Source organism: Borrelia venezuelensis (assembly GCF_023035835.1).
In the GTDB taxonomy this organism is placed as follows: Bacteria; Spirochaetota; Spirochaetia; order Borreliales; family Borreliaceae; genus Borrelia; species Borrelia turicatae.
Genome location: NZ_CP073220.1, coordinates 199,439 through 218,039 on the forward strand (window position 1 = coordinate 199,439; position 18,601 = coordinate 218,039).

The 18,601-nt window shown below is 27.4% G+C and carries 13 protein-coding genes, 3 tRNA genes and 1 pseudogene; 13 read left to right on the plus strand and 4 right to left on the minus strand.

The features are described 5' to 3' along the window. Positions 1-3: 3 nt before the first annotated feature. Complete coding sequence (locus tag bvRMA01_RS00970; protein ID WP_247032391.1) at positions 4-1,518, minus strand: UDP-N-acetylmuramoyl-L-alanyl-D-glutamate--2,6-diaminopimelate ligase; 1,515 nt, start codon at positions 1,516-1,518, stop codon at positions 4-6. 147 nt (positions 1,519-1,665) lie between these two features. On the opposite strand from bvRMA01_RS00970, the gene bvRMA01_RS00975 reads away from it, so the two are divergent. From bvRMA01_RS00975 to bvRMA01_RS01000, 6 genes are all read left to right on the plus strand, one after another. Continuing rightward, positions 1,666-1,738 (plus strand) — tRNA-Cys (locus bvRMA01_RS00975). Positions 1,739-1,831: 93 nt separating this feature from the next. Beyond that, positions 1,832-3,073 carry a hemolysin family protein gene (locus bvRMA01_RS00980; RefSeq protein ID WP_011772157.1) on the plus strand — a complete coding sequence of 414 codons (1,242 nt, stop codon included), beginning with the start codon at positions 1,832-1,834 and terminating at the stop codon, positions 3,071-3,073. A 25-nt stretch (positions 3,074-3,098) separates the two neighbouring features. Then, positions 3,099-4,031: an FtsH protease activity modulator HflK gene (gene hflK / locus bvRMA01_RS00985; protein ID WP_011772158.1), complete on the plus strand. Its 933-nt coding sequence runs from the start codon at positions 3,099-3,101 to the stop codon at positions 4,029-4,031. 1 nt (position 4,032) lies between these two features. Continuing rightward, positions 4,033-5,004 (plus strand): protease modulator HflC, encoded by a 972-nt coding sequence (hflC, locus tag bvRMA01_RS00990; RefSeq protein ID WP_247031550.1) that lies wholly within the window; start codon positions 4,033-4,035, stop codon positions 5,002-5,004. A 331-nt stretch (positions 5,005-5,335) separates the two neighbouring features. Continuing rightward, positions 5,336-5,408 (plus strand) — tRNA-Phe (locus bvRMA01_RS00995). Between the two features lie 205 nt (positions 5,409-5,613). After that, complete coding sequence (locus tag bvRMA01_RS01000) at positions 5,614-7,158, plus strand: hypothetical protein (RefSeq protein WP_247031552.1); 1,545 nt, start codon at positions 5,614-5,616, stop codon at positions 7,156-7,158. A 5-nt stretch (positions 7,159-7,163) separates the two neighbouring features. Here the strand turns inward: bvRMA01_RS01000 and rsmD are convergent, their stop codons facing one another. After that, positions 7,164-7,709 (minus strand): 16S rRNA (guanine(966)-N(2))-methyltransferase RsmD, encoded by a 546-nt coding sequence (gene rsmD / locus bvRMA01_RS01005; protein ID WP_011772161.1) that lies wholly within the window; start codon positions 7,707-7,709, stop codon positions 7,164-7,166. An 85-nt stretch (positions 7,710-7,794) separates the two neighbouring features. Between rsmD and bvRMA01_RS01010 the strand changes: the two genes are divergently transcribed. The 7 genes and pseudogenes from bvRMA01_RS01010 to bvRMA01_RS01040 all read left to right on the plus strand — a co-directional run bounded on the left by bvRMA01_RS01010 (position 7,795) and on the right by bvRMA01_RS01040 (position 17,314). Next, complete coding sequence (locus tag bvRMA01_RS01010; RefSeq protein WP_247031554.1) at positions 7,795-8,625, plus strand: UTP--glucose-1-phosphate uridylyltransferase; 831 nt, start codon at positions 7,795-7,797, stop codon at positions 8,623-8,625. After that, complete coding sequence (locus tag bvRMA01_RS01015) at positions 8,626-10,311, plus strand: BB_0208 family protein (protein ID WP_011772163.1); 1,686 nt, start codon at positions 8,626-8,628, stop codon at positions 10,309-10,311. A 76-nt stretch (positions 10,312-10,387) separates the two neighbouring features. Next, positions 10,388-11,024, plus strand: a pseudogene (locus bvRMA01_RS06245) (tetratricopeptide repeat protein); the annotation flags it as partial. Positions 11,025-11,888: 864 nt separating this feature from the next. After that, positions 11,889-14,246, plus strand: coding sequence for a tetratricopeptide repeat protein (locus bvRMA01_RS01025; RefSeq protein WP_247031558.1), 2,358 nt, complete (start codon positions 11,889-11,891; stop codon positions 14,244-14,246). Further along, positions 14,243-16,081, plus strand: coding sequence for a DNA mismatch repair endonuclease MutL (gene mutL, locus bvRMA01_RS01030; protein WP_247031560.1), 1,839 nt, complete (start codon positions 14,243-14,245; stop codon positions 16,079-16,081). The genes bvRMA01_RS01025 and mutL overlap by 4 nt, the downstream gene beginning before the upstream one ends. A 20-nt stretch (positions 16,082-16,101) precedes the next feature. Further along, entirely contained in the window at positions 16,102-17,142 is a 1,041-nt protein-coding gene (locus bvRMA01_RS01035) for a hypothetical protein (RefSeq protein ID WP_247031562.1), read from the plus strand. Between the two features lie 98 nt (positions 17,143-17,240). Beyond that, a tRNA-Ile gene (locus bvRMA01_RS01040) sits at positions 17,241-17,314 on the plus strand. 2 nt (positions 17,315-17,316) lie between these two features. Here bvRMA01_RS01040 and bvRMA01_RS01045 read toward each other — a convergent pair. Next, positions 17,317-17,973, minus strand: coding sequence for a hypothetical protein (locus bvRMA01_RS01045; RefSeq protein WP_247031564.1), 657 nt, complete (start codon positions 17,971-17,973; stop codon positions 17,317-17,319). After that, a complete protein-coding gene (gene efp / locus bvRMA01_RS01050; protein ID WP_247031566.1) occupies positions 17,951-18,529 on the minus strand; it encodes an elongation factor P in 579 nt (192 codons plus the stop codon). Before efp ends, bvRMA01_RS01045 begins: the two co-directional genes overlap by 23 nt. Between the last annotated feature and the right edge of the window lie 72 nt (positions 18,530-18,601).

The window sequence follows — 18,601 nt, forward strand, 5'->3', positions numbered from 1 at the left end:
AAATCAACTCCTATTTCTCGAAATTATATCTTTAACAACAGCTTGCTCATCCCAAAATATACTTCGATCTTTATATATTATTGAGTTTTCATGCCCCTTTCCAAGAGTAACCACCAAATCGTCAGTATGTGCAATATTTATTGCCTTTTCAATTGCACTTTTTCGATCAGGAATGAAAAATAAATCTCTATTTAAAGTTTTTCCTGAAATTCCTTCCGCAATATCTCTAATTATTTGCATACTATCTTCACCTCTTGGATCTTCATCACAAAGTATTATTATATCTGAATATCTATCTGCAATTTCTCCTTGCAACTTTCTCTTAAGAACATCTCTCTCTCCAGCAGAACCAAAAACAGAAATCAATCTATTTTTTGAAAGTCTTTTAAAGATAGGAAAAATTTTAAGAAAAGCTCCGGGTGTATGCGCATAATCAATAATTAAAGAAAAATCCTGTCCAAAATCAACACCTTGCATTCGTCCAAAAAGACCCTCAATATTTACAAGCTTACCAATAAGTTCTGAAACATCAACGTTCATAACTTGACTAACAACAATCAAAGCCGCCATAACATTTTCGACATTGAAACTGCCAGTCAAATTAACTTTAGCATCATATTTAACATTCTTATGATAAAACTCAAATTCAGTAAAACCCATTTGTTCATTAATCTTACTTACAAAAAAATCAGCATTTTTATTCTCTAAACTATACGTATAAGCCCTATTAATAGTATTTAAAAAGGTAGAAAAATTTTTATCATCCATATTGATAATACCAAAACCACCATTAGCATCTGCAGAAGAGAAAAGATTAAGCTTAGCATTTAAATAATGCTGCATAGTACCATGAAATTCAAGATGTTCATGACTAACATTAGTTAAAACAGCAACAAAGTACGCAATATCAATGAGTCTTGATGTTCTAATATCAAGGCCATGCGAAGTCGATTCAACAATAGCATATTCAACATTGTTTTCTACCATTTTACTAAGAACTAAATGAATTTCTGTTGACTCTGGAGTCGACTGCCTATAAGGATTCTTAACTAGCGTTCCACTTCCATCTTCAAAGAATACCGTTGAAATAAAACCAACTTTAACACCCATAGATTTTAATAGAGTATAGATATAAAAACAAACAGAACTTTTACCATCAGTTCCTGTAACGCCAATAATCTTAAGATTTTTTGAAGGCTCATTATAAAAAATATGAGCAAAATTTGACATAAATTTTTTTATATTACAAGAATCAATTTTAATATATGTCACATTGGGATCATAAAAATTAATATCATTAGTATGAACAATAACATTACTACCCTGCTCAATTGCCGAATTGATAAATTCTTGACCATCAAAATGAAGTCCTGGAAGAGCAAAAAATACAAAATGAGATAAAACACATCTTGAATCATATGTAAGTCCCAAGATTTCTACTTCACAAGACCCTTTAATTTCCTTTACAAAATTCTTATCTAACTTAGATAAAACATTATTAAGCATTTTTTTATTCATATTCATAAATATTACAAAAATAAAAATTATTTTTATAGAAAAACATATAAAGAAAATACTTAAAAAAGTTCAATCACAATCATTCAATCATAAAAGATACTGTTTACAATTTAAATATTTTTTAATAAACTAACTAATGTTTAGAATGGCGCTGTACCCAAGTGGCTAAGGGAGAAGTCTGCAAAACTTTGATTCGCCGGTTCGATTCCGGTCAGCGCCTTGTAATCCTTAAGTAAAAAGCCAATGCAATTTTTTTTTACAAAGACAAATAAAACTAAAGAAAATGCTTTAAAGATAAATTAAAATAATACTTATGTTAGAATTAACAATTATATTAATATTCATAATACTATCAGCAATTTTTTCAGCATCAGAGACAGCCTACACATCATTAAGCCTAATTCAACTTCAAGACATAAAGAAAAAAGGCAAATTAGGAACAGTAGTATACAATTTAGCCCAAAATCCATCAAAGCTTGTAACGACAATTCTAATCGGGAATAATATTGCTAACATAACAGCAAGCGCTCTTACAACAAAATTTGTCCTCGACAAATATGGAAACAATGCACTTGCTTTATCAACTGGAATCATAACAATAATAGTGCTTATATGCTCAGAAATATTTCCTAAACAAATTGCAATTTTAAATAATGAGAGCATAGTTTTATCAACCTCAATCTTACTCAAAATATTAACAATCATATTCACACCAGCAATATATGTAATTAATGGAATAGTTAAAATTTTACTAAGCCTATGTAAAATAAAAGCAAGTCAAAAAATGACTAAAGATAGCATTAAAAACATGTTATTTTTGGCCGAAAAATTAGGAATTTTAGAAAATGATGACAGAATATTCATGCAAAAAATGTTAAACATAGGAGAAGTTAGGGCTTCTGAGGTTATGACACACCGAACAGAAGTATTCTCACTCTCAAGCACATCGCAATTAAAAGATAAGATCAAACTAATTAAAAAAGAAGGATATTCCAGAATTCCTGTATACAAAGGTCAAAATAGAGAACAAATAATAGGAATTTTAATAACTAAAGACCTAATCGAAATAAGTAAAAAAAAACTTGAACAAAACATTATTAAATTTGTCAAACCTGCTGTTTTTGTACAACAAAACAAAAGGATAAAAGATATACTAGATATCATGAGACAAAAACAAAAAATAATGGCCATCGTTATCGACGAGTATGGAGGATTTGCAGGAATACTTACAATAGAAGACATAGTAGAGAAAATCTTTGGTGCAATATTTGATGAATATGATTTTGAAGAACAAAAACAACTCATTACTAAAAAAGATGAAAATATCTACTTAATATCAGGCGAGACCACATTTGATGAGATTGAAGAAACAGTTGGAATAAAGATTCAACACAAAGATTACATAAACACAATTGGAGGATATATAATGGATTTACTTGATAAAATACCCACGGGCGGAGAACAGGTTAGCACAGAACATGGAGAATATTTAATAGAAGAAATCCAGAATCATAAAATAAAAAAAATAACATTTACAAAACTTGACAAGGAGTAAAAATGTATAACAAAAAGGAGACAAAATGTTAAATGATATCTTAAAATTTTTCAACAAAACATATGAATATATGATAATTCTAATTGTATTAGTAATAATATTACTAATAACCATTGCAAATATTTTTGTGGTAGGACCATCTGATGAAGCTATAGTTCTTCGTCTTGGTAAGTTAAATAGAATACTTGAACCAGGCATACATATAAAAATTCCATTAATTGAAGAAAAATTAATTGTACCAGTAAAGATCGTACAAGAAGTTAAATTTGGTTTTAATACAAATAATAACACAGGACCTAACTTGAACGAAGATGACGGGATAATTATTACTGGTGACTTAAATATAATTAAGGTTGAATGGTTAGTACAATATAAAATCAGTGACCCATATTCTTTTATGTTTAAAGTAGAAGATCCTGCAAAAACCATAACAGACATTGCAAAATCATCAATGAACAGATTAATTGGGGACAATACTATTTTTGAAATAATTAATGATAATAGAGTTGGTGTCACAGAAGGAGTAAAAGCCTCTATGAATGAAATCATAAAAACATATGATTTAGGAATTGATATTGTTCAAGTACAAATCAGAAATGCTATGCCACCAAAGGGAAAAGTTTATGAGGCATTTGAAGATGTTAATATCGCAATCCAGGATAAAAATAAATTCATTAACGAGGGAAGAAAAAAATTTAATCAAATAATTCCAAAAATTAGAGGAGAAGCCCTTAAACTGATAGAAGAAGCCAAGGGATATAAGGAAAACAGAATAAATACTGCATTAGCTGAGACCGCCATTTTTAATGCAATCCTAAATGCATACATCAAAGATCCAGAAATTACAAGAGAGAGAATCTATAACGAAGCAATGAAGGAAATCCTTGAGAGTAAAGACAATATTGAAATAATTGATAAAAATTTAAATAATTTCCTTCCATTTAAGGAGGTTAAATAAAATGAAATACATATTAAAATTTTTATTCTCTATTGCTAAGATTTTAGCTTTTACATTAATATTTGGATTAATATCGTTAGCTATAATGCAACCACTCTATATTTTAAAAGAAAATGAAATCTCAATCACCACAAGACTTGGTAAAATCGAAAGAACTGAAAACACAGCGGGACTTAAATATAAAATCCCATTTATTGAAAATGTACAAATATTTCCCAAAAACATACTTAGATGGGATGGAGAACCTCAAAGGATTCCAACAGGAGGAGAAGAAAAACAATTAATCTGGATAGATACAACTGCTAGGTGGAAAATTGTAGACATTAATCAATTTTATACAGCAATTAAAACAATGAATAGAGCTTCTACAATAATTAATGCAGCTATTGAACCTGCGGTCAGAGGTGTTATTGCCAAGTATCCTTTGCTTGAAATCATCAGAAGTTCAAATGATCCAATTCAACGTCTATCTGATGGAATTTTAACACCACAAGAAATTACAGATAACACAACTTACAAAATCACAAAGGGTCGAAAAATAATTGAAAATGAAATAATTGAGGTTTCCAACAAAAACACAAAAGACATTGGTATTGAAATTGTCGACGTTCTTATTAGAAAAATTGGTTATGATCCAAGTTTAATTGACTCTGTACATAACAGAATGATTTCAGAAAGACAACAAATTGCAGAAGAACAAAGAAGTACAGGAATTGCTGAGCAAACAGAAATACTTGGTAGCATTGAGAAAGAAAAGCTAAAGTTATTAAGTGAGGCAAAAGCTGAAGCAGCTAAAATTAAAGCTGAAGGGGATCATGAGGCTGCAAAAATTTATGCAAATGCTTATGGCAAAAACGTTGAATTTTACAAATTTTGGCAAGCACTAGAAAGTTACAAAACAACACTCAAAGACAAACGAAAAATATTCTCAACAAATATGGATTTTTTTAGATACTTGCATAATAAAAAATAAATTATAAGCGGGGCAAATACTTAATTGTATTGTACCCCATTTCAGCAAATACTAAAAAGTAAAGATAATTTCACAAATAACAAATTTTAGTAAAAACATTGTAAAAGTTAAGACAATAATTATAACCATAAAAATGTACAATTATCTTTATCATATACTTCATTATAATGTTCCAAAGACTGAAAATAGTATTTACTATGTTTTATAATAACTAAAATTGACAAAAAAATTACTCACTCAAAAAATTACAAATAATTTTTTATTGACAAAAAACTTTGTTTATGAAAAAATTACTTCTGTTAATAAAAAATTACAATGTCAAAAAAATTTAGCCGCTGTAGCTCAGTTGGTAGAGCAGAGGACTGAAAATCCTTGTGTCAGGAGTTCGATTCTCCTCGGTGGCAATATAAGTTAAAAGATTTTGTCTATACAATGCAGCCCACTTAAAAAAAGTAAGAATAAACTTTAGGTCTCAGCTATTAAGAGGCTATATAAAATTATATGATAAGTATAGCTGCATCCCAATTGATAAAGCATAGGATAAAATTCCTGACTCGTGCATTCAATTGTATTAGACAACAATACTTAAAGCTTTTAAGAGGGCTCTCAATGATTTTCAAAGAAATAAAAAAAGTAGAAGATTTAACAGAAAAGGATATAATTTTTTCAAATATTGGAAATATGGCCAAATTAAGTACAAGAGTAAATGAAAAAATAATCACATTTTTAAATAAAGGTAACGTTTTACACATACCAGTAATCAATAATTACGAAAATATTCCACATGACAAACTAATAAATACAATTAATGAAGAAATTCTAAACAATGAAATAAATTCCTTAAAGGAAGAGCTAATAGAAGCATTAAAAGACATATATAAACCATTTTCAGAAAAAGATAAAATGTTTACAATTTCTGGAAGAAAAACATTAATTAATTTAAATACACTAATGGAAAAAGAACCCGATCCTATTTACCTTAAGGAAATAATTGAGGGCAGTTTTAAAATTCTACCAAAACACAAAATAATATCTATTCAAAAGATATTACTAAAAATCTATGATTATTTTGATTTCCAAAAAATCATAGACAAAGACAATCTTAATAATACAAAAACAATTAAAAAATTATATCTACATTCAATCAGAAGAGATTATGAATTTTGCAGAGAACAAGTAAAAACAGAAGGCGACTCCATATTGATACATGCAATTGATACTACAATCTATTTTTTAACAACCATTGCACAATTAAATAAAGAAAGGGCTGCCAAAGATGCTCCACGCTCAACATCAAAATTCTTTATCGACAAATCGCACTACACAGAATTTACAGAATTTTTCTATGATAATGACATTATACTGCAAGCTGCACTTGGAGTACTATTACACCCTATTGGACTCATGCATATCACAATATTACAAAAATTAAGAGAAAAGATCAGTCTTAAAAACAAAGACACAAAAGAAAAATATATGTCTAAAATAGAAATTTTAGAAAAAAGTATTAATATCTCTAAAAATCTATTCAGAATGAGAGAAGATATTTCTGCCATTACAAAGATGATAATAAATGGACAAAAAAGCTATCTTAACATCAAAAATCGTGCAGAAACAACAACAAAAAAATTTACCCATGAACTTATTAGAATTTTTTGCATAATAGATACTTATGATGAAATGGTTAATCCAATTATAATCAAAGAACCTGTGAATCCTTTAGAAGCTATTAAATTTTTAGCTGAAAACAGTGAACAATACTATTGGACAAAAGATAACCCAGAAGAATACTTAAAAAACAAAAAATTTGACGTAGAAATGCTAAAAAATTTTCTAAAAGTCCTTGCACCATTCGATTATGGAACAATAGTAGATGTATATATAAAAGATTGCAATGAACCTTTATTTAAAGCAGTTGTTTTGAAGTATACAATAGGTATTTTGCCCATTATGTCCATTATCAAACACAAGGACAAATCTTACAAAATTGGAGATATACTACTAAACCTTGAATCTAGAGAAATCATCATAAAGGGACAAAATGGAGAAATTAAGACAAGTCCATTCAAAAATACAGATCAATTTGAATTAAGGCACAACATTGAAGAACTTAAAAGTGATGAATTTCAACTTTTGACTTCTATGCAAGATTAATAAGCTTAAACATAAGACTTAACTTTAAAAAAATCAAGTTTTGACCCCCCATACTTTCTAAAATCATATTTAGAGAGTCTTAAAATATTGTTGTCTAAATTTTCTCTCGAAGGATAATGAATAATAATTTTTGCATCTTTATTTAAACTTTCATTTTCTGATATTATTCTAAGTAAATTCTCTTTAAAAGAATATCCAAAAGGCGGATCAAGATAAATAAAGTCATAAAAAAGATCACTCTTTTTAAGAAATAATTCAGCCTTCCTGAAAAAAAATTTGTAAGGTTCACTCACAACTTCAAAATTCTTAATCAAAACATTTTTAGAAAATTTATTACAATCAACAAGATGAGCAAGATTAGCTCCCCTACTTAGAGCTTCAAGAGACATTATTCCCGTACCTGCAAACACATCAAGAAAATTCGATCCTAAAATCTGATTTAAAAAAATGGAAAAAAACGCTTCTCTAACAATAGCCATCACAGGACGCACACCACCTATTTTAGGAAAAGCAACCTTCCATCCCTTATACTTACCTGCACTTACATGCATAAAAATAGATTTTAAATCATTTTCAAAAATAATTAAATATTTATAATTTAAATTTTGATATAATTTTAATTAAGAGAGACAAAACATGAAAGGTATTATCTTAGCTGCGGGATACGGAACAAGGTTCTTACCCATAACAAAAACTATTCCAAAGGAAATGCTACCAATCTTAAACAAACCATCAATTGATTACATTATTGAAGAATTTACTAGTTCTGAAATCAAAGAAATACTAATAATAACTTCAAGAAGAAAGGGTGTTTTGGATAATTATTTTGATAGAGAAATTGAACTCGAAACTGTATTTACCAAAGAATGTAAAAAAGACTTGCTAGAAAAAATCAAACTTAAAGATATTAATATTAGCTTTATAAGGCAAAATGAAATGATGGGCACAGGTCACGCTCTACTGCATGCAAAACCCTGGATAGGTACTGACAATGTAATAGTCGCATACCCTGACGATTTACATGTTGGATCACCATCCTTAACAACACAATTAATAGAATTGCATAAAAAAACTGGAAAAAACATATTATCTGTTATTGAAAATCCTAAAGACATTAACAGATATGGAGTAATAAAATTAAATAAAGACAATATTCATGTCAAAGACATAGTAGAGAAGCCAGAAATTGGCAAAGAACCAAGCAATAAAGCATCTATTGGAAGATTCTTATATACCCATGAATTTTTCAAATTTTTAGAAGAAGGATTTAAAATTCACCAAAAAGGAGAATATCATCATATTTATGCCTTAAAAAAACTCATGTCTGAGAACAAAGTATTATACAAAGAAATAGAAGGCGAAAGACTTGACATAGGTGATATTGGGGGATATTTAGAAGCGATAATCAAAATTGCAAAACGTGATGATAAATTATTACAAATCATTAAAGATTCACTAAGGAACTAAATGAAGATAGCACCAAAATATCAAGAGTTTTATAATTCTCTTAGCATATTAAAAAAATATATAAATATAAACATAGAAGAAAAAATTTTAAGATATAGCATCTTATCAAAACTTTACAAGCTCAATGAAGAAGAAATTCAAAATCTTATAAAGATAAGTCAAGATTACGAACTTAAAAAAAACAAAATCAATATCACACTTGAAGAATATTATTATGAGAAAATACAAGACAAAAAAATAAAAAATTGGATACTAGAAATAATTAGAGAAAAAAATTCATTACAAATAAAAAAAGAAACAAATCTTATCAGCAAAAGATCTGGGATAACATATAAATTACATTCCACCAACTTTTTAAAAATAATTGAAATACAAAATAATAGCAAATACACACAAGAAAAAAAAGAATTATATAAACAATTAATATTAAATTTCTCTAGTAACTTGAAAATAGAAAATCTAGAACCAACAATAGATATATTAATAGCTGTAAAACATAGAAATAAGGAAAAAATTAAACGCATACTAAAATATAATCAATCATTTCAAAGATTATTTAAATCAAGTTTAGGAAAAAAACAAAGTAGAGTAATAAAACTAAAAAAATTACTCATCTTAACCTACTGGCCAGTAGGATGTTTATCCAAATCACTTTTCAACAAAATTTTAACAAAAAATTACAGATACATAATAGATGAAGTTTTAACTCTAAAGTATGATGAAATTCTAAAATACCTAAAAACAATTAAAACTTTCAGTCTTAATGAAATTTTTTACAAAGGATCAAATAAAAATTCTAATTTTAACTACTTTTTTAGTGAATTTATGAAATATACTCCTAACGATTTTCAAAACACTTTAAAAACTTATTTATTTTCACTTGAAAAAACTGCAATAAAACAATACCTAGAATGGTTTTTTAAAGACAAAGTACCAAATGAATGGGAAGATTTCATCTTTGCAATTGAATATCTTGAAACACATAAACTGCTCAACCTAAGTTCCAATATCAAAGATATCATCATAGCAAAATTTAAAGCAGAAGAATTTTTTGTATCTTTCGAAAAAATGAATTTCAATCCATACAAAAGTTCAAAAATATTTCAAAATAAAAATATAAAAAGAATATTTTTACAAAATGTAATAAATTATATAAAAGACAACTCAACAAAAATAGATACATACGGATGGATTGCATTTTACATTTATGCAGATAAAAATGATAAGGCAAAATTCTCAAAAGATATAAAAAACTTTTTTGAAAACAAAAACCTTGAAATTCAAAATCAAATATTTGTATATTTTTTATCCTTTTATCCAAATATTGACAAAAAACATTTTGAATTCATATCAGAAATAATGATACACCTAGATAAAGATAAAATTTCAATACCTCAAGAAATAATAAAAATGCAAGAAATAAGTCCTTACAGATTAAATTATCGTAAATCATACATTTTTGTCAAATCATTAATCCTAAGAACAAGGGTGTTTAAAATATTACATAAAAATATTAAACTAGAACTGCTATTTAAAATAGAAGAATTTAAAACTGAAACATTACTACCTGCCATATGCTATATTACTTGTTATTCCAAACCAAATGCATTAAAAGAAGAACAAACAATGTCATCCGAAAAAAAAGAAGAAATAATGAAATTTGTTACATTTTTAACTAAAGAATAAAATAAATTTGATTTTAAGACACTATGAAATATAGAAATATTTACTTTAAAGTAATAAAATAGTACTTATAAAAGATATGAATAAATGTTTATTATTGCTTAAAAATCTGATTATCTTGCTTATTTTATTACTTAATTCAAATTTGGCATACTCTCAAAGATTAATTAGAATTGGACAAGAAGAGATAAAAAATAAAAATTATTCACAAGCAATAAAAATCCTAAGTGAAGCCATTCAGAAATACCCAAAAGTACAAAACGGCTATTACTTTCTAGCAATAGCCTATAGAGAAAACAATCAACTAACAGAAGCAGAAGGGGCTCTGCTTGATGGAATTGCAATAGGAGGAGACATTGATTATAAATTATATTTTGAACTGGGTAACATAATGTTTAAACGAGGCGAGGGTTATTATAACCTAGCAATCAAATATTATTCCAATTCAGTTAAAAATATGCCCAATTATGACAAAGCACTTCTTAATAGAGCAAATTCTTATGTTGAACAAGGAAAAATTAATTTTAAGGAAAAAAATTACAAAAATGCATGGGATTCATACACTATGGCAATCCATGATTATTCACAATTTATTACATTAAGATATGAAAGTGAAAAAAAAAATGCTATTCTCCACATGATAGCTCTGTTAAGAAATAAAAAAGCCGCTCTTGAAGAACTTGACAAAAGTCTTAAAAATAGAAGTGAATACATTGCCACAGAACACCAAAAAGATAAAGAGAACATACAAGAACATATGAACAAAAAAGATAAAGAGAACACACAAGAGCATATGAGCAAAAAAGATAAAGAGAACACACAAGAACATATGAACAAAAAAGATAAAGAGAACACACAAGAGCATATGAGCAAAAAAGATAAAGAGAACACACAAGAACATATGAACAAAAAAGATAAAGAGAACACACAAGAGCATATGAGCAAAAAAGATAAAGAGAACACACAAGAGCATATGAGCAAAAAAGATAAAGAGAACACACAAGAACATATGAACAAAAAAGATAAAGAGAACACACAAGAGCATATGAGCAAAAAAGATAAAGAGAACACACAAGAACATATGAACAAAAAAGATAAAGAGAACACACAAGAGCATATGAGCAAAAAAGATAAAGAGAACACACAAGAGCATATGAGCAAAAAAGATAAAGAGAACACACAAGAACATATGAACAAAAAAGATAAAGAGAACACACAAGAGCATATGAGCAAAAAAGATAAAGAGAACACACAAGAGCATATGAGCAAAAAAGATAAAGAGAACACACAAGAACATATGAGCAAAAAAGATAAAGAGAACACACAAGAGCATATGAGCAAAAAAGATAAAGAGAACACACAAGAACATATGAACAAAAAAGATAAAGAGAACACACAAGAACATATGAGCAAAAAAGATAAAGAGAACACACAAGAACATATGAACAAAAAAGATAACACAAACACACAAGAACATGAAAAGAAAAAAACAATGTTAAAAGACAAATTTGAAGATAATTTAAAAACAGATTCTTTAATTGAACTAGACAAAATTAATTGGCAAGAGGAGTTGAACATAGATGAATAAAAGAAAAAATTTACCCACACTAATAATTTTAATAATATTACTTATTGCTTCATTTGGAGGACTTGGTTATTACATATATAAAGAACGCCTAAATAAAAACAATCAAGCAATCATGCTGAATGAAGTAAAAAACAGCGTTATGGATAGAAATTATAAAAAAGCACACTCAATAACAAAAATGCTAAAAGATAAATACCCACAAAATACAGATATTGCAATGCTTGAGAACACTCTTTCCGAACTTGCAAATAACAGTCCTTTTGAATCAAAAGATTTACAAAGAGATACGGCTAATCAAATATTAGATAAAATACAAGGAAAACAACAATCAATACCCATCAACAATGAAAATTCTGAAATTGCTTTTAACAATAGATATATAAAAGATACTACAAAAATAGAAAATTATGCTGATAGAAAAGATGATACTGGAATTGAAAACGAAGACATTTTAGAATTTAATCAAAACACAATACCTGAGAACTTAAGAAAAAACATAAATAAAATAGCAAAACAACAAGAATCAACTCCAAACAACGATAAATCTATTGAGAATAAAAAAAATCTATTTAACTTAAAAAAACTAAAAGAAAATCTTAACAAAGAATTAAATCAAACCAAGACCACTCAGTTCAACACTATAAAACAAGTCATCAAAACACACGAACAAAATGAAGATAAACTTATAAAAAAGAATACAGATGACTCTAGAGAAAATAAAACAAAACAAATTGACAAAGTTATCGAAATTTCTCCCTCTCTCAAACCAAAAACTAAAAAAGAGACCCCAACCACAAAAGATGCTCATAAAAATCAAATAATCGAAAAAATAGAGAGACCTTATAGTTATGTAATAAAAAAAGTACTCTATGAAATATTAGATAACATTAATACCGGGAATCCCTCACTTGCAAAAGAAAGACTTAATGAACTCATTAAAAAAGGATTGAGTAACAAATTCAATAAAATTAATGACTTAATTGATAAACTACAAACCCAAGAAGCAGCCAATCTCTTAATTAGATTAATAAAACAAGATATAGAGCCAAATTCAATAAGCATAGAAAAAGCTCCTTTCAAAAAGGAGCTTTTAAAGCAAAAACAACCCAAAGAAAAAAATTTTCCTACAAAAGATCAGTTAACAAATAATCAAATAAAAATGCAAGAAAAACCTAAAACACATGCAAATCATCTTAGTCAAACCTCAATAGATTTACAATCTCTTAAAATGCTAGCATCAACAAATGAAGAACAAAAAGATTTCAAAAAAGCCGAAGCAATTTATGAAAAAATTGCAAATATTACAAACGAAGCAGAAGATCACTACAAAGTCGGAATAATGAAATTTAAACTTAAAAAATATGAAGAATCAATAAAAGCATTTGATAAAACAATATCATTAAATCCAAAGCACAAAAAAGCATATACAAATAAAGGAACAAGCTTAATATTGTTACATAAACCAAAACAAGCAATTGAAGCTTTCAAAAAGGCAATTACAATCGACCAAAATTATGATACTGCCTACTATAAAAAAGGAATAGCAGAAGAACAAAACAATGACAAACAAAATGCTTTTTTAAGTTTCAAAAAAGCTTATGAGATTACAAAAAATCCTCATTATGCTTTAAAAACAGGAATTATTGCAAACTATATAGGAGATTTTAAAAACAGCGAAAAATATCTAGACAAAGCAAGTACTTCGATAAAAGAAAAAAACGATATTATGTTTTATAATCTAGCAATAGCAAAATTTGAAAATGATAATCTTAATGAATCATTAATAAACATCAATAAAGCCCTTGACATAAATCCAGAAAAATCTGAATATTTATATTTAAAAGCATCTATTTATTTAACTAAAGAAAATTATAACGAAGCAATACCACTCTATAATAGTGTAATTTTAAAAAATCCTGAAAACATTACGGCTCATATCAATCTAGCAAGAGCATATGAAAAGTCAGGCAATGAACCAAAAGCAATTGAAATCCTTGAGAAAATTAGCAATAAAAATCATTTATTAGCACTAAACAATCTTGGAATACTTTATAAAAATCAAGGAAACTATCAAAAAGCAATAGAAATTTTTCAAAAAGCAGAAGCTCACTCAAGTCTTGAAGCAAAATACAATCTTGCAACTGCCTTGATTGCTATTAAAGATAATAAAAGGGCTATGGAAAAATTAAAAGAATACATTAAAATAAATCCAAACAACCCAGAAGCTCTACATACATTAGGCATAATAGAATATAATGATAATGGGAATGATAAAATACTTAAAGAAGTTATCAACAAATTTCCCAATTACAAACAAAATAAAACAATAATAAAAATTATAGGCAAATGAATAAAATAAAATTTTTAGATAGAAGTCTAGTACAAAAAATAGCAGCAGGAGAAGCAATAGATAGACCTTGTTCAATTTTAAGAGAATTACTTGACAATTCAATAGATTCCGGAGCAGATAAAATTGAAGTTTTTCTCGAAGAAGGTGGGATTCGAAGAATACTAATAACAGACAATGGTAGCGGAATAAGCAAAGAAGATTTAAAGATATGTTACCTACCCCATACCACTTCAAAAATAAATGAAGAGAAAGACCTTGAAAAAATCCAAACACTAGGATTTAGAGGGGAAGCTCTCTCAAGTATTGCAATCTGTTCAAATCTCACAATCACAAGTTCAACTACAGGAGAAGACAGCTACCAAATTGAAGTTGAAAATGGAACTGAAAAATATTTTAAAAAACAATCCGCAATAAATGGAACAATAGTAGATGTTACAAATCTATTCCACAATTTCCCAGCAAGAAAAAGATTCTTAAAAAAAGACTCTATCGAGACAAAAATGTGTTTAAAAGTTTTTGAAGAAAAGGCTGTTACTCATCCTGGTATTGACTTTAAATTAAGTCTAAATAATGCACTAAGAAAAGTTTACTTTAAAGAAAGCCTAATAAATAGAGTTCAGAGTGTATATGGAGAAATAATAGAAAACAATAAATTTGGAAAAATAGAAACAGAATACGAAAATGTACAAATGAAAATCTTTTTTGCTCCTCCCAATTTTTCAAGAAAAGACAGACGAAACATAAAAATATTCCTCAATAGGAGACCTGTTGAAGAGCACAATCTATCTGAAGCAATAATCGATGGACATAGCAGAATACTCACTAATAGAAATTTCCCAATATGTTATTTATTTCTAGAAATAGATCCCAGATACGTCGATTTTAATATACATCCTCAAAAAAAAGAAGTAAGATTTTTTAACTTACCATTTCTTCCTAAGCAAGTTTCAAGCAATATTAACGAATTTTTTGACAGAGAACGAAAAGAGATTTTACAAGACTACCATAACATAATAATCAAAAGGCAAATAACAAATGATGCTCATCTATTACACCCTGAAGATGATCCAACAAATTCAGATTTTCAAACTTATGCAATCATACAAAACGAATCATTGATTCTAGATAAACCTCAAAACAATAAAATAACAAATATAATAGAAGACAAAGTAAAATTTGAAAGTCAAAACCCAATTCAAAAAGATAAACCATCATTCAAAAGCTACATCCAAAATATTCTCCTAGAAACTTCTACAATGCCAAATGATTTTCAAAAACCAATAGCAAAACATGAATTTAAATATAGGGGACAACTATTTTCAGAATTTTTAATAGTAGAAAAAGATAATGAGGTTTTCTTCATAGATCAGCATGCACTTCATGAAAAAATTATATATCAAACTTTAATAAATTCAGAAAAAATTACCCAAAAACTTTTAATACCAATTGAATTTCAAGTAGACTGTGAAGATACAGATAAAATATTAGCAAGTGAATTGGAAGAATATAAAAAATTAGATATTATAGTTACCAAAATAAAAGAACAAACCTACCAACTCGAATCAATTCCCAATATCTGCAACAAATATGAAAATGTTATCATCCAATTTTTTAAGACAAGAAAAAGTAAAACAATTGATTCTCTGGAAACTGATTTATATGCAACGATTGCATGTAGACAAGCTGTTAAATGCAATGATACAATAAGTTCTGAATTTAGTCAATTTTTAATAAATGAATTTTTCAATCTCAAACTAAAATACTGCCCACATGGAAGAAAAATTTACCATAAAATTTCCAAATTTGAGCTTGAAAAAAGTGTTAACAGAAAATAAAATGAACATGGAAGCCGCTTATGATAAAAGATATTAAATCCAAAATTCAAGAACTGAGCCCACAAAGAGATAAAAAATTAGTTGAACTTGGCAAGGCTCTCAAAAACAGTAACGTAATAGAGCTTAAAAAATTAAAATCTTACACATCTTTAAAATTAATTGAAAAAGAAATATCTCAGCTTAAAGCAAGCCTAAATAAAATAGAAGATAATGAGAGTAAACTAAAAGAATTATATAAAAAGATCAAAGACTATAAAGAAAGCAAAAAACATATCCTAAAAGCATACGAAAAAAAACTTAAAAAAATTACTGAAATAATAATAAACAAATATCCAAATAATCTTTCAACAATTTTAGAATACAAAATGAATTTTATCAAATCAACACTTGAAAAACATAAATACAAAACAACAGAAATAATAAAACTCAATGAAAAAATTAATTTCTTCAAAAGACTTATCATAAACATTAAACTAATGCTAAAAGACATCATAAATAAAATAAACATAGAAAAAATGTCAAAAGAATTCGAGAAAAAAATATTAAAAGAACATTTATTTTCAGACAATTTAGAAAATTTAATTGATGAATTTGTAGAAAATAAAGACTTAAGCAAAGCAATCGTTGAAGAATATAGGTTAATGAATGAAATTCAAACAGAAATCGTAAAAATAAACAATGAAATAAAACATAAAAGTATAAAAGATAACATTAATAGTAAGAATAAAATAGAATGTGCTATTAATGCTGTTCAAACAAATAGAGAATTAATTTTAAAAAAAATTGCCGAAGAATTTGTTGAAATGTCAAAGACAGAAAAGGGATTAAATAAAACCGGAACAATTAATTCATTGTTAGAAACAATAAAAAATCTAAATCAACAGATATCCAAATTGAACGCAGATTTAATAAAAGCAATAAAAATAGATGAAATTGTAAAAGTGAAATCAAAAATGCAACAACTCATCAAAAATAAAGAATCAATTGAGGTCAAATTAAACGAATTAAATTCAAAAATAGAAATCATACAAAATGAAATTAACGAACTTGACAATCAATAAAAAATCAATATAATGGTCTAAGGTATTTCTAAGCTTTAATTGGCATAAAAGTATTTAATCACTTTTAAGAACTTTTTTAGCTTGTCTTTACTTATATGGGGCCTATAGCTCAGTTGGTTAGAGCACCCGACTCATAATCGGGTGGTCCCAGGTTCAAGTCCTGGTAGGCCCAAACTAGTTTAATCTAAAAAATAAATTAGAATGCTTGCCCACATAATAAAATCCTAAATAAACATCCAAGTTATCATCATCCAGCTGAATATTCATTAAATCTTCGATCTTAACAATTGAATAGAAAAAATCAATTTCATCCTTAGGGGTCTTAATTAAATATAAATTATTACCACTAATTTCATTTAACTTAAGCTTATCTTTCGAGTTATATATATAATAATGAATTAAAGTCAATTCTTCTTCTGACAAGCTTAAATTTATGACAATCTCTCTACTATATACCCTCATTCCAGAATCAATAAGATGAACTTGTGCCATAAAATTTTCAAAAGTCTTATCAAAAAGATTAAACCTTAAATCTTTACAATAAAGAACATTTTTCCCAAGAACAGAATTTATAAAAGAAGAAGTATATTTATCCTTAGCTACTTCAATAAACTCCTTACTATCTATGTTTTCAACAAAAAATTTGATCATATCATTCGAATTTAAAACTTTAACGGCAAAATCAAAAGTCATAAAATAATCGAATTTATCTTTAGCGAAATAATAATTAATTACATAATCAACTTCCCTTATATCAGGATAGCTCATCTCACAAGAACAAAAAAAAATAAAAAATAATAACAATATGTTACTCTTTAACTCTCTCAGCATACTCTTTAGTTTCAGAATTAACTAAAATTTTATCTCCAACATTAATAAAAAGAGGTGCTTTTACCACCAATCCCGTATGAAGGGTAACATTCTTCATTGCATTAGTTACAGTATCCCCTTTCACAGCAATCTCAGCATCTACAACCTCAAATGCAACCTTTGGGGGCAATCTAAGATCAATAACTTCGTTATCCCATTTAACAAGAGAATAAATCCCAGCCTCTTGCAAAAACATAACCTTGTCCTCAATGTTTGAAATCTCTCTTAAGTTCACATCAAATTGCTCATAAGTTTCTAGATCCATAAAAATAAGATTTTCATTCTCTCTATAAAGATACTGAGAAGCAACTTCTAACACTTCAATTTCTTCTACTGTATCAGCACCCTTTAAAGTTTCCTTAACAACAGACTTGTTTTTAAGATTTTTAAGCTTCAATCTTACAATAGAGCCTCCCCTACCCATTTTTGAAAACTCTCTCTCAAGAACAATATGTGGCATGCCTTTAAAAAGCAAAAAAGTACCTTTTTCAATATCTCCCGATTTAATTGTACCCATCTACTACCCTCAAATTCTTAATGTATATAATAACTTATATCAAAAAATCAAAATATTTACTATTCATTGACT

What these genes read in the sequence shown, in the direction of transcription:
- bvRMA01_RS00970 (WP_247032391.1), bottom strand. Translation starts at nt 1,518, where the DNA reads ATGAATAAAAAAATGCTTAATAATGTTTTATCTAAGTTAGATAAGAAT.
- bvRMA01_RS00980 (WP_011772157.1), top strand. Translation starts at nt 1,832, where the DNA reads ATGTTAGAATTAACAATTATATTAATATTCATAATACTATCAGCAATT.
- hflK (WP_011772158.1), top strand. Translation starts at nt 3,099, where the DNA reads ATGTTAAATGATATCTTAAAATTTTTCAACAAAACATATGAATATATG.
- hflC (WP_247031550.1), top strand. Translation starts at nt 4,033, where the DNA reads ATGAAATACATATTAAAATTTTTATTCTCTATTGCTAAGATTTTAGCT.
- bvRMA01_RS01000 (WP_247031552.1), top strand. Translation starts at nt 5,614, where the DNA reads ATGATTTTCAAAGAAATAAAAAAAGTAGAAGATTTAACAGAAAAGGAT.
- rsmD (WP_011772161.1), bottom strand. Translation starts at nt 7,709, where the DNA reads ATGCATGTAAGTGCAGGTAAGTATAAGGGATGGAAGGTTGCTTTTCCT.
- bvRMA01_RS01010 (WP_247031554.1), top strand. Translation starts at nt 7,795, where the DNA reads ATGAAAGGTATTATCTTAGCTGCGGGATACGGAACAAGGTTCTTACCC.
- bvRMA01_RS01015 (WP_011772163.1), top strand. Translation starts at nt 8,626, where the DNA reads ATGAAGATAGCACCAAAATATCAAGAGTTTTATAATTCTCTTAGCATA.
- bvRMA01_RS01025 (WP_247031558.1), top strand. Translation starts at nt 11,889, where the DNA reads ATGAATAAAAGAAAAAATTTACCCACACTAATAATTTTAATAATATTA.
- mutL (WP_247031560.1), top strand. Translation starts at nt 14,243, where the DNA reads ATGAATAAAATAAAATTTTTAGATAGAAGTCTAGTACAAAAAATAGCA.
- bvRMA01_RS01035 (WP_247031562.1), top strand. Translation starts at nt 16,102, where the DNA reads ATGATAAAAGATATTAAATCCAAAATTCAAGAACTGAGCCCACAAAGA.
- bvRMA01_RS01045 (WP_247031564.1), bottom strand. Translation starts at nt 17,973, where the DNA reads ATGCTGAGAGAGTTAAAGAGTAACATATTGTTATTATTTTTTATTTTT.
- efp (WP_247031566.1), bottom strand. Translation starts at nt 18,529, where the DNA reads ATGGGTACAATTAAATCGGGAGATATTGAAAAAGGTACTTTTTTGCTT.